This window comes from Luteococcus sediminum (assembly GCF_054783495.1).
The window spans coordinates 1-16,317 of sequence record NZ_BAAGQL010000020.1; the positions used below are offsets into that span (position 1 = coordinate 1).

General features: G+C 69.8%; 15 protein-coding genes. 4 read left to right on the plus strand and 11 right to left on the minus strand.

Annotation, left to right across the window (positions count from 1 at the left end; genetic code table 11):
* The first annotated feature begins 127 nt into the window (after positions 1–127).
* The gene (locus tag ACYVKA_RS11265) at positions 128–751 is read left to right on the plus strand and encodes an IMPACT family protein (protein WP_460705490.1); all 624 of its coding nucleotides are present in this window, start codon (positions 128–130) and stop codon (positions 749–751) included.
* Between the two features lie 142 nt (positions 752–893).
* Here the strand turns inward: ACYVKA_RS11265 and coaD are convergent, their stop codons facing one another.
* Genes coaD through ACYVKA_RS11285 form a run of 4 tightly spaced genes read right to left on the minus strand, consistent with a single transcriptional unit; the run spans position 894 to position 3,759 of the window.
* Positions 894–1,388, minus strand: a complete 495-nt coding sequence (coaD, locus tag ACYVKA_RS11270) for a pantetheine-phosphate adenylyltransferase (RefSeq protein WP_394276469.1) — start codon at positions 1,386–1,388, stop codon at positions 894–896.
* Positions 1,381–1,992 carry a 16S rRNA (guanine(966)-N(2))-methyltransferase RsmD gene (rsmD, locus tag ACYVKA_RS11275; RefSeq protein ID WP_460705492.1) on the minus strand — a complete coding sequence of 204 codons (612 nt, stop codon included), beginning with the start codon at positions 1,990–1,992 and terminating at the stop codon, positions 1,381–1,383. The genes coaD and rsmD overlap by 8 nt, the downstream gene beginning before the upstream one ends.
* Before the next feature lie 40 nt (positions 1,993–2,032).
* The gene (locus ACYVKA_RS11280; RefSeq protein WP_394276471.1) at positions 2,033–3,265 is read right to left on the minus strand and encodes a hypothetical protein; all 1,233 of its coding nucleotides are present in this window, start codon (positions 3,263–3,265) and stop codon (positions 2,033–2,035) included.
* Complete coding sequence (locus ACYVKA_RS11285) at positions 3,262–3,759, minus strand: RNA polymerase sigma factor (RefSeq protein ID WP_460705494.1); 498 nt, start codon at positions 3,757–3,759, stop codon at positions 3,262–3,264. The genes ACYVKA_RS11280 and ACYVKA_RS11285 overlap by 4 nt, the downstream gene beginning before the upstream one ends.
* Positions 3,760–3,898: 139 nt before the next feature.
* Between ACYVKA_RS11285 and ACYVKA_RS11290 the strand changes: the two genes are divergently transcribed.
* Positions 3,899–4,315, plus strand: coding sequence for a pyridoxamine 5'-phosphate oxidase family protein (locus ACYVKA_RS11290; protein ID WP_394276473.1), 417 nt, complete (start codon positions 3,899–3,901; stop codon positions 4,313–4,315).
* Positions 4,316–4,385: 70 nt separating this feature from the next.
* Here the strand turns inward: ACYVKA_RS11290 and hepT are convergent, their stop codons facing one another.
* From hepT to ACYVKA_RS11315, 5 genes are all read right to left on the minus strand, one after another.
* Positions 4,386–4,823: a type VII toxin-antitoxin system HepT family RNase toxin gene (hepT, locus tag ACYVKA_RS11295; RefSeq protein WP_394276474.1), complete on the minus strand. Its 438-nt coding sequence runs from the start codon at positions 4,821–4,823 to the stop codon at positions 4,386–4,388.
* A complete protein-coding gene (locus tag ACYVKA_RS11300; RefSeq protein WP_394276475.1) occupies positions 4,820–5,227 on the minus strand; it encodes a hypothetical protein in 408 nt (135 codons plus the stop codon). The genes hepT and ACYVKA_RS11300 overlap by 4 nt, the downstream gene beginning before the upstream one ends.
* Positions 5,228–5,257: 30 nt before the next feature.
* Complete coding sequence (locus ACYVKA_RS11305; RefSeq protein WP_460705496.1) at positions 5,258–7,483, minus strand: ATP-dependent DNA helicase RecG; 2,226 nt, start codon at positions 7,481–7,483, stop codon at positions 5,258–5,260.
* A 115-nt stretch (positions 7,484–7,598) separates the two neighbouring features.
* Complete coding sequence (rpmB, locus tag ACYVKA_RS11310) at positions 7,599–7,784, minus strand: 50S ribosomal protein L28 (protein WP_394276477.1); 186 nt, start codon at positions 7,782–7,784, stop codon at positions 7,599–7,601.
* A 155-nt stretch (positions 7,785–7,939) separates the two neighbouring features.
* On the minus strand, positions 7,940–9,616 hold the full coding sequence (locus ACYVKA_RS11315) for a ribonuclease J (protein ID WP_460705498.1): 1,677 nt from the start codon (positions 9,614–9,616) through the stop codon (positions 7,940–7,942).
* Positions 9,617–9,898: 282 nt separating this feature from the next.
* Here ACYVKA_RS11315 and ACYVKA_RS11320 point away from each other — a divergent pair, with 282 nt between their 5' ends.
* Entirely contained in the window at positions 9,899–10,528 is a 630-nt protein-coding gene (locus ACYVKA_RS11320) for a GNAT family N-acetyltransferase (RefSeq protein ID WP_460705500.1), read from the plus strand.
* A gap of 204 nt (positions 10,529–10,732) precedes the next feature.
* Here the strand turns inward: ACYVKA_RS11320 and dapB are convergent, their stop codons facing one another.
* On the minus strand, positions 10,733–11,473 hold the full coding sequence (gene dapB / locus ACYVKA_RS11325; protein WP_394277700.1) for a 4-hydroxy-tetrahydrodipicolinate reductase: 741 nt from the start codon (positions 11,471–11,473) through the stop codon (positions 10,733–10,735).
* 191 nt (positions 11,474–11,664) lie between these two features.
* On the opposite strand from dapB, the gene pulA reads away from it, so the two are divergent.
* A complete protein-coding gene (pulA, locus tag ACYVKA_RS11330) occupies positions 11,665–14,379 on the plus strand; it encodes a pullulanase-type alpha-1,6-glucosidase (RefSeq protein ID WP_460705502.1) in 2,715 nt (904 codons plus the stop codon).
* Positions 14,380–14,959: 580 nt separating this feature from the next.
* On the opposite strand, the gene ACYVKA_RS11335 is transcribed toward pulA, so the two are convergent.
* Entirely contained in the window at positions 14,960–16,276 is a 1,317-nt protein-coding gene (locus ACYVKA_RS11335; protein WP_394277702.1) for a M1 family metallopeptidase, read from the minus strand.
* Between the last annotated feature and the right edge of the window lie 41 nt (positions 16,277–16,317).

Below are 16,317 nucleotides of genomic sequence, written 5' to 3' on the forward strand. Positions count from 1 at the left end.
CACGAACCAAGCTCAACAAGCGGGCATCTTGAGGTGAGTCAACGACCCGACCCACGCGGGCATCTTGACATGAGTCAACAGGACCAGCTCCCCATGCCGCACCACGGGCATGTGGTTGGCTGGAGTGGTGAACCGCTACCGCACCATCCTCGCCCCGGTGGGCGCCGAGATCGAGGTGAAACGGTCCGTCTTCCGCTGCCAGCTCGCCCCGATCAGCGACGAGGCCGCCGCCCGGGAGGTCATCGAGCAGGCCCGCAATGAGCACTGGGATGCCCGGCACCACTGCTCCGCCTTCATCTGGCAGGCCGACGGCTCCATGGCGCGCAGCTCCGACGACGGCGAGCCCTCCGGCACAGCCGGCGCCCCGATGCTGGAGGTGCTGCGGGGCTCCGGCCTCACCGAGGTGGTGGCCGTCGTGACCCGCTGGTTCGGCGGAACGCTGCTGGGAGCCGGCGGCCTGGTGCGCGCCTACTCCGATGCGGTGCGGGCCGGGCTGGAGGCCGCGACCGTCCGGGAGCACGAGCTGGTGGGTGAGCACGAGGTTCGGCTGGACCATGCGCTGGCGGCGCGGGCCGAGTCGGCCCTGTGTGCGGGCGGCACCAGCGTGCTTGGGACCAGCTATGGCAGGGACGTCACGATGACCCTGGGCATCCGCGACGAGGATCTCGACCAGGTCGAGGCCTTGCTGGCGAGCCTCAGCCATGGCGGGGCCGAGTTGGTGCGCGTCGGGAGCCGCTGGGTGGACTGCTGAGCCGGCCGCACGGCGATTGATCTCCTGCCCTCGTCCAGAAACCACATCCACAGCAGCCCTTGGTGCAGATGCTGCACCATCACAGGCCCTCGATGTGGTTTGTGGACGGGAGTCGGTGAAGGGCGCCGGCGACCGGGCCGGGTCAGCCGCGGGAGACCTTGCGGCGGATGGCCTCGGCCACGGTCGGGGTGACGAACTCGCTGACGTCGCCGCCGAAGCGGGCGATCTCGCGCATCATGGTGGACGAGATCGTGGCATAGGGGCCGCCGGCGGGCAGGAAGACGGTCTCCAGGCCCGAGACGTGGGTGTTGATGTGGGCCATCTGCAGCTCGTAGTCGAAGTCGGAGGCAAAGCGCAGGCCCTTGACGATCACGTCGCAGCCCTGGGCCTTGGCATAGTCGACCAGCAGGCCGTCGATCAGCCCCACCTCGACACCGTCCAGGTGGGCGACGGCGTCACGCACCAGCTCGATGCGCTCGGCCTCGTCGAACATGGGCGGTGCCTTCGTGGAGTTGCGACCCACCGCCACCAGCACCTGGCCGAAGACGCGGTGGGCCCGCTCGACGACGTCGAGGTGGCCCTTGGTGATCGGGTCGAAGGATCCTGGCACGATCGCTCGGGTGCTGGCCTCAGTCATCGGTCTTCTCCTCCTGCTGCGCGGATGGGGGATCGTCGGACCACTGGACGTGGTGCAGCACCGTCTCGCCGTAGTCGCGTTGCCAGTGCTCGGTGCCCTCGGGCAGGGCGGGGACGCCGCTGCGCCGGGAGCGTTCCAGCACCACCAGCCCGTTGTGCACCAGCCGCGGCATGGCCAGGGCGAGGGTCTGGGCCACCTGGTCATTGGTGAAGGGATAGGGCGGGTCGAGCCAGATGACGTCGAACAGGTCGGTGCCGCGCTGCAGGAAGGCGTCGACGCTGGCGCACTCCACCTCGACGCCGAGCTTCGCCTTGCTGGCATTGGCCTTGATGATGCGGCTGGTCGGCTGGTCCTTCTCGACGCAGACCACGCACCGCGCTCCCCTGCTGGCGGCCTCCAGCCCGACGGCGCCGGAGCCGGCGAACAGGTCGCAGAAGGCGATGCCCTCCAGGTGGGCCTCGGCCCCCTCGGCGGCACTGCCATTCCAGGTGGCGAGGCTGCTGAACAGTGCCTCGCGCACCCGGTCGGTGGTGGGGCGGGTGCGCTCCCCCGGCGGTGTCTGCAGCCTGGCGCCGCGGGCGCTGCCGGCGATGATCCTGCTCATGGGGTCCAAGACTAGCCGGGCGTCCGTCTGGCTTCGGGAATCACTCCATCTGACGGGCGGCACTGTCCACCAGCGGGTCCAGGGCCGGAGATCTGACGACGTCCAGGTCCGCTTCGAGACTCCTGCCGGAGAGGCTCGCGGCCTGCGGTTCGGGAGTGTGGCTCAGCCTCGTGACGATCCCGATGTCACCCCATGCAGTGGTGCGCCGCGGAGAGGCGTGGACGAACGTGGCAGCCCGTCCTCCGCCCAGCCCGGGCCATCGCCCTTCCTGCTCGACGGCGGTTCCCACGCCATCCCTGCTGGCGATCCTCCGGCAAGACACGGTCCCCCAGGACATGTCGGAGCACTGCGTGGGACCGACCAGCTGCGCCTGGACCTGAAGCATTGCTTCCGTTCGGATGTCCGGAAGCCAGAAGTCGGCCGCATTGTCCCCATTGAATTGGAAGTGGTTCACCTCCTCCGGAGCCAATGCCTTCCGCACCGCATCGGTGAAGACTTCCTCGTCCAAAGGTGTCCGGGCAGGCCCGCCGTGTTCTTCGTCCCACAGTTCCTGCTGGTGACGCACACTGGCCATCGCCTCCAGGACCGGCTCCACACCCTTGTCGAGATCGGGCCGATCGAGCACCACCAATGCCTGGGATGATGTCAGGGGCAGCTGGTCCGCCGTGACAGGGCTCGCAGCCCCGGCCTTGCGATTCCACAAGGTCATCGTCATGACGTAGTCGTACTTGAGTTCCACGGCAGCAACCAGACGCTCACCGCCCCGCCCGTCGTCAGCCACGTGCTGGGCCAGGATCTCCCCCTGCTGTCCCCAGCGGTGCTCGACGCCCTTCGGCTCGTCCACCGGAGATCCCGGGGCATGGGTGACTGACAGCTCACCACTGGCAGTGCCGTGGTCACCGGTGACAGTGAATCGCTGGACCACCTCTGCCGAGCTCGAGAACCCGCCAGGGTGGGCTTCAACCCGCATCTGCTCAGGCATGACCGACGCCAGCGCCGACAATGTCTGGCTACCTGCCTTCTCGAGCTGGGGTGGAACCGCAGCATGGTCGGCCAGTGTGGTGGGTGGGTCGAGGATGCCGGACTGCTGCACCACCAGTGCGGTGCCCAGCAGTGCCGTCGAGATCGCGAGGGCGGCAGCCCCCGCGCGGCGCGAGCGCCGCCGGCCGCGCTCGATGCCGCCCTGCACCAGTCCTTCCACGGTGTCGGGATCGGCCTCCTCGGCCTCCGGCCGGGACGCAAGGCGTCGCAGCTCCGTCTCCAGGTCCTTCATCGCAGTGCCTCCTCGGTGGCGGTGGCGTAGGGGCGCATCCGTTCCAGCGCCCGGTGACGGGTGGTGCGAACCCATGCCTCGCTGCGGCCCGTCAGCTGTGCGACCTCCTTGACCGGGCGGTCGTCGAGGTAGCGGGCGACCACGGCGATCCGTTCGGTCTCGCCGAGGCGTTGCAGTGCCGCCTCGAGCAGCAGGCGCCGGTCCACCTCGTCGGTGGGGTCGGGCGACGGCGGGGGTACTGGATCGGCCAGCGCCAGCTCACTGCTTGAGCGGCGTCGTGCCTGCTCCAGGAAGACGTTGAACAGCACCGTGTGGGCATAGCCCGTCGGGTTGCGGCCCTCGTCGATGCGCCGTCGGCCGCGGTAGAGGCGGGCCAGGGTTTCCTGCACCAGGTCCTCGGCCCGGTGCTCGTCGCGACACAGCAGCCGGGCGCGTCGCAGCAGGCCGGGGGTGATGTCCCGGGCGTAGTCCTCGAAGTCCTGTCTGCTGCGCATCGTGTGCCTTTCGTGGGTTCACCCTGTCCTATGCAGCTCGACCCGTCGGCGTGACAGTCGACGCAGAGAAGTCCGGGCAGCACGGCAGAAGTGGCCCCTGCGTCGCGGGAACCCCGCGCGGTAGGCCACAATTGACCCCATGGCAGAGAACAACCCGATCACCATCATCGAAGAAGACACCTGCTGGGGCTACCTGGCCAGCCAGGAGGTGGGTCGTCTGGCAACCGCCAAGGACGGACAGCCCGAGATCTTCCCCATCAACTACTGCGTCGACGGTCAGTCGATCGTCTTCCGCACCGCATCGGGTTCGAAGCTGCAGGAGCTCTCGGAGAATGCCCACGTGGCCTTCGAGGTCGACGGCTGGAACGACGAGGGCGGCTGGAGCATCGTGCTGAAGGGTGATGCCAGCGAGATCACCTCCGCCCACGAGCTGGCGCTGGCCGACAAGATGCCGCTCAAGCCCTGGGTTCCCACCGTCAAGAGCCACTACGTGCGGGTGGTGCCCAGCGAGATCAGCGGCCGCGGCTTCACCTTCGGCCCCGAGCCCAAGGCCTGACAGGACCGCAAGACCTGGCCAGACTCCGCGACGGGCGTCCACCTCCGGGTGGGCGCCCGTTCGCCATGCGCTACGAACGGCCAGCGATCCAGCTTCCGACCTGCTCGATGTAGCTGGTGAACTGCTCCCGAGCCATCGGAAGCGCCGCCACGAACCGCTCCCGGTCGAGGGTGCCGTATTCATGGACGAGGATGTTGCGCAGGCCGACGCTGGGGCTGATCGCCTCGGCCAGTTCGGGCGTGATCACACCGATGGCCGCTGCCTGCGTGAAGCTGGACCTTGCATCAGACGGCAGCATGCCAGCCATCGTCGCCACCACATGGGCATTGATGTCGCTGGCAAGGTCGACCAGCTGGGCCACGGCCCGTTCGGCGGCGGCCGTGCGGACGAGGTCGACCTCCACGTCGCAGACAGCGAGTTCCCCGACTTGGTCGAGCACGTCGAGCATGCGCCGCATGAGCATCAGCCGCTCGATGACGGTTGCGGTCGACAGGTCCCTGGGCGTCATCCGATCAATGTCCTCAGCTGGAGCTCGCGCAACCGGTGGGTGTCGCGGTACTGGCCGAAGGCCGTCATCTGGCTCACCGCGTACTTCTGCGGCGTGCGTTCGACGAGCACCTCCCCCGGTCCCAGGGCTGCCCACCGCGCCACGACGCCCGCACGGTCAAGACACATGATGTCGAGCCCTTCCCCGTAGCGCTCCATGAGGGCCATCACGACGTCGAGATGGTCGCCCGGATCATCCCGCAGGAAGCTGTAGGCCAGGTCAACATCACCCGCCGTGTCGGGGCGCTCAAGCACGCTCCCGAAGACCACCAGGAGATCGATGTGGAGACGGGCGCACAGGGCCCCCAGGACACCGCTGTCCGCGTCAGCGCGCAGGCGCGCGATCTGCTCGGCTGGACCTCCCATGAAGTTCATCCTAGGCGACCGCGGGTGGCCTCAGCTCTTCTCGAGCCAGTCCCCTGCCGAGAGCATCTCGGTCTGGGTCACCATGTCGGACAGGTAGGGGTTCACGCGGTCGGGATCGGAGGCCACCAGCGCCTCGGCCACCTGTCGGCAGTGCTCGATCAGGTCGGCGTGCTCGATCACGCGCAGCAGTCGCAGGTTGCTGCGGCCACCCGACTGGTTGGCCCCCAGCACATTGCCCTCACGGCGCTGCACCAGATCGAGCTCGGCCAGCCGGAAACCGTCCCGGGTGGACTCGACCGCCAGCAGCCGCTCGGTGGCCTTCGAGTCGACCGGGGCCTGGGTGACGAGCAGGCACAGCCCCGCGTGCTGGCCACGTCCGATGCGGCCCCGCAGCTGGTGCAGCTGGCTGATGCCGAAGCGGTCGGCGTCGAGCACCACCATCATGGTGGCATTGGGAACGTCGACCCCTACCTCGATGACGGTGGTGGCCACCAGCACGTCCACCTCGCCGCTGGCGAAGCGGGCCATCACGTCGTCCTTGGCATCGCTGGGCATGCGCCCGTGCAGGGCCTCGACCCGCAGCCCCTGCAGTGGTCCGCCGCGCAGCATCTCGACGGTCTCGACGACGGTGGCGCTGGGCGGCGGCTTCTCCTCCTCGCTGACCACCTCGTCGGTGTCCTTGGCGTCGATGCGCGGGCACACGACGAAGGCCTGGCGGCCTTGCTCGACCTCCTCGCGGATCCGTTGCCAGGCACGATCCACCCAGGTGGGGTGCAGCGTGGCATTGACCAGGTTGGTCTGCACCTCCTGCCGGCCGCGCGGCAGCTCGTCGAGGGTGGAGACCTCCAGGTCGCCGAAGACGGTCATGGCAACCGACCGCGGGATCGGGGTGGCCGTCATCACCAGCACGTGCGGGCGCAGCTCGGCCTTCTCGTTGAGCAGCGAGCGCTGCTCAACGCCGAAACGGTGCTGTTCGTCGACCACCACCAGACCGAGGTCGGCGAAGCTCACCCGGTCGGCCAGCAGGGCGTGGGTGCCCACCACCAGCCCGGCCTGGCCACTGGCGATCCGCAGCATCGCATTGCGTCGGCTCACGGCACTCATCGAACCGGTGAGCAGCACCACCTCGGTGGCCCCCTCGGGCGCCCCGAGCGTCTGGCCGGCCGCGAGATCGCCCAGCTGGGTGCGGATCGACTCGAAGTGCTGGCTGGCGAGCACCTCGGTGGGTGCCAACAGGACGGCCTGCTTGCCGGAGTCGACCGCCCGCAACATGGCCCGCAGGGCCACCATCGTCTTGCCCGAGCCCACCTCGCCCTGCAGCAGGCGCTGCATCGGCGACTCCGCAGCCAGGGCGGTGAAGATCTCCTCGCCCACACGCTGCTGGCCGTCGGTGAGGGTGAAGGGCAGCCGCTGGTCGAAGGCGGCCAGCAGTCCGTCCTCGCGGCCCGGCAGCGGTGCCGCGCGGAAGTGGGCATTGTCGTGGCGGCGGTAGGCCATGGTCAGCTGCATCTGCAGCGCCTCGTCGAAGAGCAGCCGGTCAGCCGCCGCCTGGGCGTGGTCCCTGCTGGTCGGCCGGTGCGCCTCGCGGAAGGCCTCGTCGAGACCCATCAGGCCCTCGTGCTCGATAACGGCCTGGGGCAGCGGATCGGCCAGCGGGCCAACCTGCTCGTGCACCAGCTCCACGGTCTCGCCGATCTCCCAGGTGGGCATCTTCGCGCTGGCCGGATAGATGCCCACCAAGCCGCCGCGCACCACCTGGCGCACCATGGTCGCCTTGTCCTTGCTGCCGATCACGGCACCGCTGGTGTCGAAGAGCACGTAGTTGGGGTGGGTCAGCTGGGGCTGGTCCATGAAGGAGCCGACCTTGCCGACGAAGATGCCGCGGGTACCGGGGGTGAGCTGACCGGCCCAGTACTTGACCAGGTGCCCCTTGCCGAAGAAGGTGCACGTCAGGAAGCCGGCGCCGTCGGTCAACCGCACCTCCAGGCGACGCCGGGGCTCCTGTCCGCGCACGGCCGCGCTGGCCACGCTGGCCAGCACCGCCACCTCCTCACCCACGGGAAGGTCGGCCAGCGGTGAGTCCTCGGTGCCGGACAGGTAGCGACGGGGCAGGTGGCGCAGCAGGTCCCCGACCGTCTCTAGGCGCAGCCTGCTGGACAGGATCTTCGCCGTGGGGGCGCCGACCAGCTGGGAGAGGGGCCGGTTCAGCTGGGCGAAGGTCTCGGTGCGCCACTGCGGCTGCCATGTGCTCGTCACGTCGGCGAGCCTACTCGGGGGCACCGACAGTTCCCCAGGCGCACGAAAAGGCCATCGGGCGAGTCGTGACTCGTCCGATGGCCTGCACGGCGCCCTGCACGCAGGGCGGGGTGGGTCAGCGGGAGACCTTGCCAGCCTTCAGGCAGGAGGTGCACACGTTGACGCGCTTCGGGGTGCCGTTGACCAGGGCGCGGACGCGCTGGATGTTCGGGTTCCAACGACGGTTGGTCTTCTTCTTAGACCACGGCACGTTGTGGCCGAAGCCGGGGCCCTTGGCGCAGACATCACAAACGGCAGCCACTGGAGTACTCCTCGATAGACGGACATGTTCGCACCGGACCTGCTCAGACCTGTGCGGGAAGATGGTGAGCCCCGAAAAGGGCAACCCGAGAATGATAGCGCCCGTCGGGCCTGAGAACCAAAAGCCCTCGACAGGCCGGTGATCAGTGCCACCACTCAGACGCAGACGACCACCGGATGGATCATCGGACGACGCCGGTGGGCCCGCGCGACCCAGCGACCGATGGCCCGGCGCACCACCTGCTGCAGGCGGTGCGGGTCCTCGACCCCCTCGGCCAGGGCCGTGGACAGCGCCTCGGCGATCTCGGTGCGGATCTGGGAGAAGTCCTCGCTCGGGTCACCGAAGCCACGGGCATGCACGTCGGGCCCACCGACCACCGCACGACGCTCCAGGTCGACGGCGGCCACCACCGAGAGGAAGCCCTCCTCGGACAGGATGCGACGGTCCTCCAGCTCCTTGTCCCCCACACCGCCGACATTGCGGCCGTCGACGAAGATGTAGGAGGCGTCCACCTTGCCGGCCACCCGCACCCGGCCGTCGAGCAGCTCCACCACGGCGCCGTCCTCGACCACCACCACGTTCTCCTCGGCCATGCCGGTGGCCCGGGCCAGCTTGGCATTGGCGATGAGGTGACGGGCCTCGCCGTGGATCGGCATGGCATTGCGCGGCTTGACGACGTTGTAGCAGTAGAGCAGCTCCCCGGCGCTGGCATGGCCGGAGACGTGCACCAGCGCATTGCCCTTGTGGACGACGGTGGCGCCCAGCCGCGACAGGCCGTTGATCACGCGCCCGACCGCGTTCTCGTTGCCGGGGATCAGGCTGGAGGCCAACAACACGGTGTCACCGGGGCCCACCTGGATGGTCGGGTGCTCCTGCCGTGCGATCCGGCCCAGGGCGCTGAGCGGCTCCCCCTGCGAACCGGTGGAGATGATGACCACCTCGTCGTCGCGGTACTTGTCCAGGTCGCGAAGTTCCACCAGGGTCTCACCAGGCACGTGCAGGTAGCCCAGGTCGCGGGCCACCGCCATGTTGCGCACCATCGAGCGGCCCACGTAGACCACCTTGCGTCCATGGCGCACCGCCATGTCGAGCACCTGCTGCACGCGGTGGACGTGGGAGGCGAAACAGGCCACCACGAGCTTGCCGGTGGACTGCTGGAAGACCCGCTCGATGCCGGGGGTGATGTCGCGCTCGGGCGTGGTGAAGCCGGGGACCTCGGCATTGGTGGAGTCGGCCATGAACAGGTCGACGCCCTCGGTGCCGATCCTGGCAAAGCCCCGCAGGTCGGTGAGGCGCCCATCCAGCGGCAGCTGGTCCATCTTGAAGTCACCCGTGTGCAGCACCGTTCCTGCCGCGGTGCGGATGCAGACCGCCAGCGCGTCGGGGATGGAGTGGTTGACGGCCAGGAACTCCAGGTCGAAGCCGTCGACGCGGGACCGGTCACCTTCGGCCACCACCTCGAGGGCGGTCTTGCGGATGCGGTGCTCGCGCAGCTTGGCCTCCACCAGAGCGAGGGTGAGCCTGGAACCCCACACGGGAATGTCGCTGCGTTCGCGCAGCAGATAGGGCACGGCCCCGACGTGGTCCTCGTGACCATGGGTGAGCACCAGCCCGACGATGTCGTCATGGCGGCCCTCGAGGTAGCCCAGGCCGGGCAGGATCAGGTCCACACCGGGATGGTCCTGTTCGGGGAAGAGCACGCCGCAGTCGACCAGCAGGATCTTGCCGTCCAGTTCGAAGCAGGTCATGTTGCGGCCCACGTCACCCAGCCCACCCAGGGGGATGATCCTCAGAGGTTGACGGTTCTCGGGGGTGCTCTGCAGCTCGCTCACCGGGCCAGCCTAGTGTCCGGCGCCGCGGCCCCGGAGACCGGCCACTGTCAGCCCGGGTTCCCTGCCCCAGCAGAACATGGCGAGCCCGAGTCATCCACTCGGGGGGTTGGACGCCTCGGGCTCGTGGAACGAGTCTGGCACAGGGCGCCGCTGTTGAAAACAGTTTAATCCGGGGTGATTCCCGCCCACTGGCACGGGTGACACCGGGGCCTACCCCGGACATCGCCGGCGAGAGCCCGTCGGCCCGGACACCTATTCGGCCCGGACACCTAGGATGGCGGCATGTCCGATGCGCCGAAGCCACCCGTCCCCCCTGCCCCGGGAGCGCCGTCCACTCCGGTGGCGCCCAGCGTGCGCCTGGCCATGCCGGCCGAGGCCCTGCAGATCGTCGAGATCCAACGCCGCGCCTGGGTGGGCGACCAGCTCAACCGCCGGATGCTCGACGAGGTCGACGCCGAGCAGATGGCCGAGGTCTGGCACCAGGCGATCACCCGTCCGCCGCTGGCGCACTTCCGAGTACTGGTGGCGATCCAGCCCTTCGGCGCAGCCGAACCCGGTGACGAGCCGGGCAGCACCCGCCAGCGCACCCGGGTCTGCGGCTTCGCGGCCATCGGCCCCAGCGACGACCCCGACGCGGATGTCACCGACTCGCTGGTGGCCGAGTTCACCGTCGACCCGTTGCTGACCGGTCAGGGCCACGAGGATCGGCTGATGCACGCCGTGGTCGAGACCATGCAGGCCGACGGCTACGAACGGGCCACCTGGTGGGTGCGCTCCGATGACGATGCCCTGCGCGCCTGGCTGGTGGAGGGTGGCTGGGCGGCCGACGGGGCACACCGCGAGGTGGGCACCGAGGACGGCATCGTGCGCGTCAAGCAGGTACGCCTGCACACCGACATCCGCAAGGACTGACCAGGAGACCACGCGAAGGTGCCCGCCCCCTGCCACAGGGTGCGGGCACCTTCGCGTCGACGGGGAGCCCCCGCTCATTCCGGGCCGAGGAGCCCCTCGCTCATTCCAGGCCGAGGAGCCCCTCGCTCATTCCAGGCCGAGGAGCCCCTCGCTCATTCCAGGCCGAGGAGCCCCTCGCTCATTCCAGGCCGAGGAGCCCCTCGCTCATTCCAGGCCGAGGAGCCCCTCGATCCCCTGGCTGAGGCCGGGGCGATCCCCGACGGCCCTCACCGCGGTGATGACGCCGGGCATGTAGCTGGCGCGGTTCATCGAGTCGTGGCGGATCGTCAGCGTCTCGCCGTCCTGGCCGAAGAGCACCTCCTGGTGGGCAATCAGGCCCTGGATGCGCAGGGCGTGGATGTGGATGCCGTCGACCTGGGCGCCGCGGGCACCGTCGGGGTCGATCTGGGTGGCATCCGGCACCGCCTCCAGGCCCGCCTCGCGCCGCGCCTCGGCGATCATCTGGGCCGTGGTCCCGGCCGTACCGGAGGGCGCATCGGCCTTGTTCGGGTGGTGCAGCTCGATGATCTCCACGCTCGGGTAGTAGGCGGCCGCCTGCTTGGCGAAGTGCATCATCAACACCGCACCGATGGAGAAGTTGGAGGCGATCAGCACGCCCACCTGCGGCTTCTCGGCCAGCCAGCCGCGCAACGTCTCCAGGCGCTCGGGGGTGAAGCCCGTGGTGCCCACCACCGCGTGCTTGTTGTGGTCGATGCACCAGCGCAGGTTGTCCATCACGGCATCGGGATGGGTGAAGTCCACCACAACGTCGGCCCGCTCGGCCTCATCGTGGGGATCACCGGCGTCGACCGCGGCCACCAGCTCGAGGCCCTCGGCGCGCTGCACCGCACGGCAGACCTCGCCCCCCATTCGTCCATTCGCACCGAAGACCGCCACTCGAGTCACGCCTGCTCCTGTTCCATCCGGGCACTGCCCGGACTCGTCACCCCGGGATCCCCCCGGGCTGTTGGTTTCTCAGCCCTATTGTGGCAACAGATCCCCGACTGCGGAGCCATCTCGGCGCGCGCCGTGCCACCCACCGGCAGGCGCCACGCACAGTTCACCTCCGGTTGATCGAGGCATCTAGGCTTGTCATCGTGCAGAATCCGTCGATCACCCTGATCCCCCGCGAAGGCCTGGCACACCGCGGATGCCAGGCCGTCTGGCTTGACCGCGCAACCATCGCCGTGCCGCGCCACCTGGATGCTGGCCTGCGACACCCACGCCGCCGCCAGCGCTGGGTGCTGCTGTGGTCGCCACTGGCCTCGGTGGACTGGTCGGGGCAGACGGTCACCGGGCTGGAGGCTGACGACGTCCGCCTGGTCGAGCTGGAGGCACAGCCGGCCGGCCTGCCGGACCAGCTGCGTGCCCGGCACCGCGCGCAGGCCGTCCACCTGGCACTGCGGCTGCCGCGCGCCGCGGAGCCCCTGGTGCCCGAGATGCTCACCGGCCAGCTCCTGCTCGGCAGGGTGCTAGACGGTCGGCTGGACGTGCTCACCGGCCTCCAGCTGGGGCCGGTGCTCGACGACGTGCACGCCCCCAGTGCCCGGCAACGGGAACTGGGCCCGCACGTGCACGGCGAGCGGATCCACCTGGGCCTGTGGGCCCCCACCGCCCAGCAGGTGCACCTGCTGCTGTGGCCGGCCGACGCGGGCAGTGCCCCGCCGCTGGCAGCGGCCCGCCGGCGCGCGATGACCCGCACCACCGACGGCACCTGGACGGCGAGTCTGGGACGTGACTGCCTGGGCGCTCGCTACCTCTACGAGGTGCGCGTCCACAGCCCGGCCACGGGACGCATACAGACCAACCTGGTGACCGACCCCTGGTCGACGGGACTGACCGTGGACTCCCAGCGCTCGGTGCTGGTGGACCTGTCCGATCCGGCGGCGCTGCCCGGCGGGTGGGAGCGTTCCTTCGGCCCGCGGCTGCGCTCCGAGGTGGACGTGGCGGTCTACGAGCTGCACGTGCGCGACTTCTCGACGGCCGACGGGCTGGTGCCCGCGGCCCTTCGCGGGAGCTACCTGGCCTTCGCCCACGACGGCCACGGCACCCGCCACCTGGAGGCCCTCGCCCGGGCCGGCATCAACACGGTGCACCTGCTGCCCTGCTTCGACGTGGCCAGCATCCCCGAGGCCACCCCGATGCCCCAGCCCAATGATGCGGAGCTGGCCCGTCTTCGTCCCGACGACCACCGCCAGCAGCAGATGCTCGCCGCGCTGGGGGACGCCGATGCCTTCAACTGGGGCTATGACCCGTGGCACTGGGGCGTACCGGAGGGCTCCTATGCCTCCACCGTCGAGTCGGCAGACGGGGCCCGGCGCGTCGGCGAGTTCCGCGCCATGGTGCACGCGCTGCACCAGATGGGATTGCGGGTGGTGATGGACCAGGTCTTCACCCACACCGCCGCCAGCGGCCAGGACCAGCGCAGCGTGCTCGACCGGATCACCCCCGGCTACCACCACCGGCTGGACGCGATGGGCCTTCCCGAGGGCTCGACGACCGCGAACAATGTGGCCACCGAGCGGTTGATGACCGAGAAGCTGATGGTGGAGATGGTGGTGCGCTGGGCCCGCGACTACCACGTCGACGGCTTCCGCTTCGACCTGATGGGCCATTCGAGTGCCCGCAACATGGCGCGGGTGCGCCACGCCCTGGACCAGTTGACGGTCGAACGCGACGGCATCAACGGCCGCGAAGTGCACCTCTACGGCGAGGGCTGGAACTTCGGGGAGGTGGCCGACAATGCCCTGTTCACCCAGGCGACGCAGGGCCAGCTGGACGGCACCCGGATCGCCACCTTCAACGACCGGATCCGCGATGCGGTGCGCGGCGGGCGTCCCTTCGACGAGGACCCGCGCCGGCAGGGCTTCGCGACGGGCCTGGCCGGCGACCCCAACGGAAGCCGGTGGGACGTCACCGCCGCCGACGAACTGGGCCGCTCCACCGACCTGCTGATGCTCGGCATGGCGGGGAACCTGCGCGACTACTCGCTGCGCTGCCACGACGGTTGGCGACGCCGCGGCGACCAGATCGACTACGGCGGCCGCCCGGCCGGCTATGCCGCCGAGCCCTTCGACGTCGTGAACTATGTCGATGCCCACGACAACGAGACGCTGTGGGATGCCCTCACGCTGAAGCTGCCGGCCAAGCTCCCCATGGACCAGCGGATCCGGATGAACACCCTGGCCCTGGCCACGGTGGTGTTGGGCCAGTCGCCCTTCCTGTGGCATGCCGGCGCCGACCTGCTGCGCAGCAAGTCCTTCGACCGCAACTCCTACAACTCCGGGGACTGGTTCAACCGGCTCGACTGGACTGGCGCGCACAACGGCTTCGGTCGCGGCCTGCCGCCGGCCCCCGACAACATGACCCGCTGGCCCTGGCTGCGTCCGCTGCTGGCCGATCCCACGCTGAAGCCCACGCCGGAGCAGGTGCGCGAGGCGAACCATCGCGCCCACGACCTGTTGCACGTGCGCTCCTCGACACCGCTGCTGCGGCTGGGACGCGCCGAGCTGGTGCACCAGATGGTGCACTTCCCGGTGGCCGGCACCGAGCTGGCGACCCCCGGCGCGGTGGTGATGCACGCCGACAACCGCGAACGCCTGGTCCCTGGTGTGCTCGACGGCGCCGTGGTGGTGCTCAATGCCTGCCCCGGCACGGTGCGTCAGCCAGTGCCCTCCTTGGCCGGGCTCGACCTGCGCCTGTGCCCGGCCCAGGCCGACGGCCGCGACCCGGTGACGGCCTCGGCGCGTTTCATCGACGGGGTGCTGGAGGTGCCGGGACGCACCGCGGCGGTCTTCTGGCAGCGGGCCTGAGCAGTGTCCGAGGCAACCGTGCCCGAGACAATCGCGGCCGAGACGGTGGTGCACCTTGGCTTCGGCACCGGCGACGCCCACGCACTGCTGCTCGCCCTGGCGGCGCGGGTGACCGGCCGCGACGGCTGGCGCCTGGCCCATGCCTGCGGCCGGTGTGGCAGCAGCGCCCATGGCCGCCCAGTTCTTGTGGGGCCTCCGGGGCTCCTCGGCCAGTCCAGGGCGCCGCATGTGAACCTGTCGCGGGCCGACGGGCACTGCCTGGTGGCGGTCTGCGTCGAGGCGCCGGTGGGCGTCGACCTGGAGCGGCCCGGCGCAGCCGACGGTCTGGAATCGCTGTGGGAACTGGACGACGGAGCTGACCGCACCCGCGTTTGGGTTCGCACCGAAGCGCGGCTGAAGGCCTTGGGGACGGGATTCGCCGTCCCTGCAGGGAATCGCCGAGCGTGTGGGGAAGCGGTCCAGGTCCTCGACCTCGACCTCGACTGCACGGCTGACCTCGTCCCGTGGCGCGCCGCCCTCGCGATGGCCGGCCCCCGCCGGCCGGTGCTCGCAGACGGGTTCAGTGGGCCAGGACCCAGCCTCAGCGCAGAACCGGCAGCGGCGGCAGCGCCGTCTGACCCAGCCACGCGTCGAAGAGCTTCTCCAGCTTCGCCGCGTGCTCAGGCGCCCGAGCGGTGCAGTGGACGATGAAGTCATCGGTCGTCACCACCCCGCCGGCGTGCTCGGCGGTCCACGACTTCAGGATCTCGAAGAAGAGTTCATCGCCCACCTGGCAGCGCACGGCGTGCAGGGTCAGCGCGCCGCGCTTGTAGACCCAGTCGTCGAACATGTCGCGCATGCCTGGGTTGCGCAGCAGCGTGGACTGCTGCTGCCCCTTGAGTCCGGCATGGTGCAGCGCGGCCTGCTGCTGGGTGCCGACGGTGATGCCGCTGGCGGCGCGCTGCTCGGCCCACAGCCACTCGCTGTAGCAGGCGAAGCCCTCATGCAGCCAGATGTCGGCCAGCTGCGCCGCGGTGACCGAGTTGCCGAACCACTGGTGGGCCAGCTCGTGCACGACCAGGCGCTCGTTCTCCCAGGTAGGGGTGGCGAAGTTGCGCCCGAAGGTGCTCAGCCCCTGCGCCTCCAGCGGGATCTCCAGCACGTCATCGACCACGACGGCGCGGTACTGGTCGAAGGGATAGGGGCCGAAGAGCTCGGCCAGGTGGTCGACCATGCGACCTTGGTGCTCGAAGGCGGTTCCCGCGCCGACGGCGATCCGGCCTGGATGCACCACCTCGACCGGAACACCGGCCGGTTGCTCGTCGACGGTGTAGCGGCCGATCTGCACGGTGGCCAAGTAGGGCGACATCGGCTGGTCCATCTCGTAGACCCAGCGCGTGGTGCCGCCACTGGCCTGGTGCTCGGCCAGCGTGCCATTGCACACCACGCGGTAACCGCTGGCGGCGCGCACCTCGATCCGGTAGGTGCCCTTGCGGGCGGCGTCGTCATTGCACGGGAACCAGCCGGGAGCGCCCTGGGGCTGCGAGGCGACGATCACGCCATCGGTGAGCTCCTCCCAGCCGGCGGCGCCATGAACTCCCGGGACGGTGGTCGGCTTTCCGGCGCAGGCGATCACCAGCTCCATCCGGTCACCTGGCTTGCGGGCCCCGGTCTCGACGACGAGCTTGTTGCGGGTCTGGCGGTGGCGGGTCCTGGCCCCGTCGACGGTCACCCGCGAAGCCTTAAGCCCCACCAGGTCGAGCTCCAGCCTGGTCAGGGGCTGGTCCACCACGACGGTGAGCCGGGCCAGCTCGTCGAGGCGGTTGGTGGTCACCTTGTAGTCCAGGCGCAGGTCAGTGTGCAGCACCCGGTACCCGTCGTCGCCATGGCCGGGAAGGTAGGGATCGGGGGCGGGCACGGTGATGCTCCTTCGGGGTTGGTGCTGCAGTGGGATGTGCG

Bases quoted from the DNA above. Each gene is read 5' to 3' on its own strand.
- rsmD (WP_460705492.1), bottom strand. From the start codon at position 1,992: ATGAGCAGGATCATCGCCGGCAGCGCCCGCGGCGCCAGGCTGCAGACA.
- hepT (WP_394276474.1), bottom strand. From the start codon at position 4,823: ATGACGCCCAGGGACCTGTCGACCGCAACCGTCATCGAGCGGCTGATG.
- ACYVKA_RS11290 (WP_394276473.1), top strand. From the start codon at position 3,899: ATGGCAGAGAACAACCCGATCACCATCATCGAAGAAGACACCTGCTGG.
- ACYVKA_RS11300 (WP_394276475.1), bottom strand. From the start codon at position 5,227: ATGGGAGGTCCAGCCGAGCAGATCGCGCGCCTGCGCGCTGACGCGGAC.
- ACYVKA_RS11320 (WP_460705500.1), top strand. From the start codon at position 9,899: ATGTCCGATGCGCCGAAGCCACCCGTCCCCCCTGCCCCGGGAGCGCCG.
- coaD (WP_394276469.1), bottom strand. From the start codon at position 1,388: ATGACTGAGGCCAGCACCCGAGCGATCGTGCCAGGATCCTTCGACCCG.
- ACYVKA_RS11280 (WP_394276471.1), bottom strand. From the start codon at position 3,265: ATGAAGGACCTGGAGACGGAGCTGCGACGCCTTGCGTCCCGGCCGGAG.
- ACYVKA_RS11285 (WP_460705494.1), bottom strand. From the start codon at position 3,759: ATGCGCAGCAGACAGGACTTCGAGGACTACGCCCGGGACATCACCCCC.